The sequence below is a fragment of the Nocardia sp. NPDC052316 genome, assembly GCF_044547795.1.
In the GTDB taxonomy this organism is placed as follows: Bacteria; Actinomycetota; Actinomycetes; order Mycobacteriales; family Mycobacteriaceae; genus Nocardia.
In genome coordinates, this window is sequence record NZ_JBIUBB010000013.1 from 1 (window position 1) to 3,228 (window position 3,228).

General features: G+C 55.4%; 1 rRNA gene. It reads left to right on the plus strand.

The features are described 5' to 3' along the window. Nucleotides 1-43: 43 nt before the first annotated feature. A 23S ribosomal RNA gene (locus ACIHA7_RS38735) occupies nucleotides 44-3,182 on the plus strand. Nucleotides 3,183-3,228: the final 46 nt, after the last annotated feature.

Genomic DNA, 3,228 nt, shown 5'->3' on the forward strand with positions numbered 1-3,228 from the left:
GTGTGTTGTTTGAGAACTGCACAGTGGACGCGAGCATCTTTGTTAGTAAGTGTTTAAGAGCGTACGGTGGATGCCTTGGCACCAGGAGCCGATGAAGGACGTAGGAGGCTGCGATAAGCCTCGGGGAGCTGTCAACCGAGCTGAGATCCGAGGATTTCCGAATGGGGAAACCCAGCACGAGTGATGTCGTGTTACCCGCATCTGAATATATAGGGTGTGTGGAGGGAACGTGGGGAAGTGAAACATCTCAGTACCCACAGGAAGAGAAAACAATTGTGATTCCGTGAGTAGTGGCGAGCGAAAGCGGATGAGGCTAAACCATGTACATGTGATACCCGGCAGGGGTTGTGTATGTGGGGTAGTGGGGCTCATTTTCTTCATTCTGCCGGATGGAGCGGGAGTCAGAAACCGTTGTGTTAGTCGAAGTGGTCTGGAACGGCCTGTCGTAGAGGGTGAGAATCCCGTAGACGAAAACTCAACGGCTCTTGTAGTGAGTACCCGAGTAGCAGCGGGCCCGTGAAATCTGCTGTGAATCTGCCGGGACCACCCGGTAAGCCTGAATACTCCCTGGTGACCGATAGCGGACTAGTACCGTGAGGGAAAGGTGAAAAGTACCCCGGGAGGGGAGTGAAATAGTACCTGAAACCGTGCGCTTACAATCCGTCAAAGCCTGCGAGTCGTTTGGTCGGCTGTGGGTGATGGCGTGCCTTTTGAAGAATGAGCCTGCGAGTTAGTGGCATGTGGCGAGGTTAACCCGTGTGGGGTAGCCGTAGCGAAAGCGAGTCCGAATAGGGCGGTGGAGTCGCATGTTCTAGACCCGAAGCGGAGTGATCTACCCATGGCCAGGGTGAAGCGACGGTAAGACGTCGTGGAGGCCCGAACCCACTTAGGTTGAAAACTGAGGGGATGAGCTGTGGGTAGGGGTGAAAGGCCAATCAAACTCCGTGATAGCTGGTTCTCCCCGAAATGCATTTAGGTGCAGCGTCACGTGTTTCACGCCGGAGGTAGAGCTACTGGATGGTCTAGGGGGCCTACAAGCTTACCGAAATCAGCCAAACTCCGAATGCCGGTGTGTGAGAGCGTGGCAGTGAGACTGCGGGGGATAAGCTTCGTAGTCGAGAGGGAAACAGCCCAGATCGCCGGCTAAGGCCCCTAAGCGTGTACTAAGTGGAAAAGGATGTGAAGTCGCGAAGACAACCAGGAGGTTGGCTTAGAAGCAGCCACCCTTGAAAGAGTGCGTAATAGCTCACTGGTCAAGTGATTTTGCGCCGACAATGTAGCGGGGCTCAAGTACACCGCCGAAGCCGCGGCATTCACGCTTAACACCGGCACATTCCTGCGGGGGTGTGTCCAGTGGTGTGGATGGGTAGGGGAGCGTCGTGTCACCATGGAAGCAGCGGTGTGAACCAGTTGTGGAGGTGACGCGAGTGAGAATGCAGGCATGAGTAGCGAAAGACGAGTGAGAAACTCGTCCGCCGAATGACCAAGGGTTCCTGGGCCAGGTTAATCCGCCCAGGGTGAGTCGGGACCTAAGGCGAGGCCGACAGGCGTAGTCGATGGACAACGGGTTGATATTCCCGTACCCGTGTATCCGCGCCCATGATGAATCAGTTGTGCTAAGTGTCCAAATCCTCCGAGAAGACCTTCGGGTCTCGAGTGAGGGGCTGCACATGACCCCGGCTGGTAGTAGTCAAGCGATGGGGTGACGCAGGAAGGTAGCTGGGCCAGTCAGTGGTTGTACTGGTGTAAGCCTGTAGGGCGTGGTGTAGGCAAATCCGCACCGCATATAGCCTGAGAGGTGATGCGTAGCCGATTGAGGCGAATTCAGTGATCCTATGCTGCCGAGAAAAGCCTCTAGTGAGTTGGTACACGGCCCGTACCCCAAACCGACACAGGTGGTCAGGTAGAGAATACTAAGGCGATCGAGAGAACTGTGGTTAAGGAACTCGGCAAAATGCCCCCGTAACTTCGGGAGAAGGGGGACCATTTCTGGTGACGGAACGTGCTTCCTGAGCTGGGGGTGGTCGCAGAGACCAGTGAGAAGCGACTGTTTACTAAAAACACAGGTCCGTGCGAAGTCGTAAGACGATGTATACGGACTGACGCCTGCCCGGTGCCGGAAGGTTAAGAGGACCGGTTAGCGCCCTTTGGGGTGCGAAGCTGAGAATTTAAGCCCCGGTAAACGGCGGTGGTAACTATAACCATCCTAAGGTAGCGAAATTCCTTGTCGGGTAAGTTCCGACCTGCACGAATGGCGTAACGACTTCTCAGCTGTCTCAACCACAGACTCGGCGAAATTGCATTACGAGTAAAGATGCTCGTTACGCGCGGCAGGACGAAAAGACCCCGGGACCTTCACTATAGCTTGGTATTGGTGTTCGGTACGGTTTGTGTAGGATAGGTGGGAGACTGTGAAGCGGGCACGCCAGTGTTCGTGGAGTCATCGTTGAAATACCACTCTGATCGTATTGGACTTCTAACCTCGGACCATGATCTGGTTCAGGGACAGTGCCTGGTGGGTAGTTTAACTGGGGCGGTTGCCTCCTAAAATGTAACGGAGGCGCCCAAAGGTTCCCTCAGCCTGGTTGGCAATCAGGTGTCGAGTGCAAGTGCACAAGGGAGCTTGACTGTGAGAGCGACAGCTCGAGCAGGGACGAAAGTCGGGACTAGTGATCCGGCACCGGCAAGTGGAAGCGGTGTCGCTCAACGGATAAAAGGTACCCCGGGGATAACAGGCTGATCTTCCCCAAGAGTCCATATCGACGGGATGGTTTGGCACCTCGATGTCGGCTCGTCGCATCCTGGGGCTGGAGTAGGTCCCAAGGGTTGGGCTGTTCGCCCATTAAAGCGGCACGCGAGCTGGGTTTAGAACGTCGTGAGACAGTTCGGTCTCTATCCGCCGCGCGCGTCAGAAACTTGAGGAAGGCTGTCCCTAGTACGAGAGGACCGGGACGGACGAACCTCTGGTGTGCCAGTTGTTCCGCCAGGAGCACCGCTGGTTAGCTACGTTCGGAAGGGATAACCGCTGAAAGCATCTAAGCGGGAAGCCTGTTCCAAGATGAGGTTTCTCACCACCTTCGAGTGGTTAAGGCCCCCCACAGACCATGGGGTTGATAGGCCAGAACTGGAAGCCCGGTAACGGGTGTAGGTGACTGGTACTAATCGGCCGAGGACTTACCAACAAAGAAGCTACGCGTCCACTGTGCAGTATCTGAAACAACACACAGA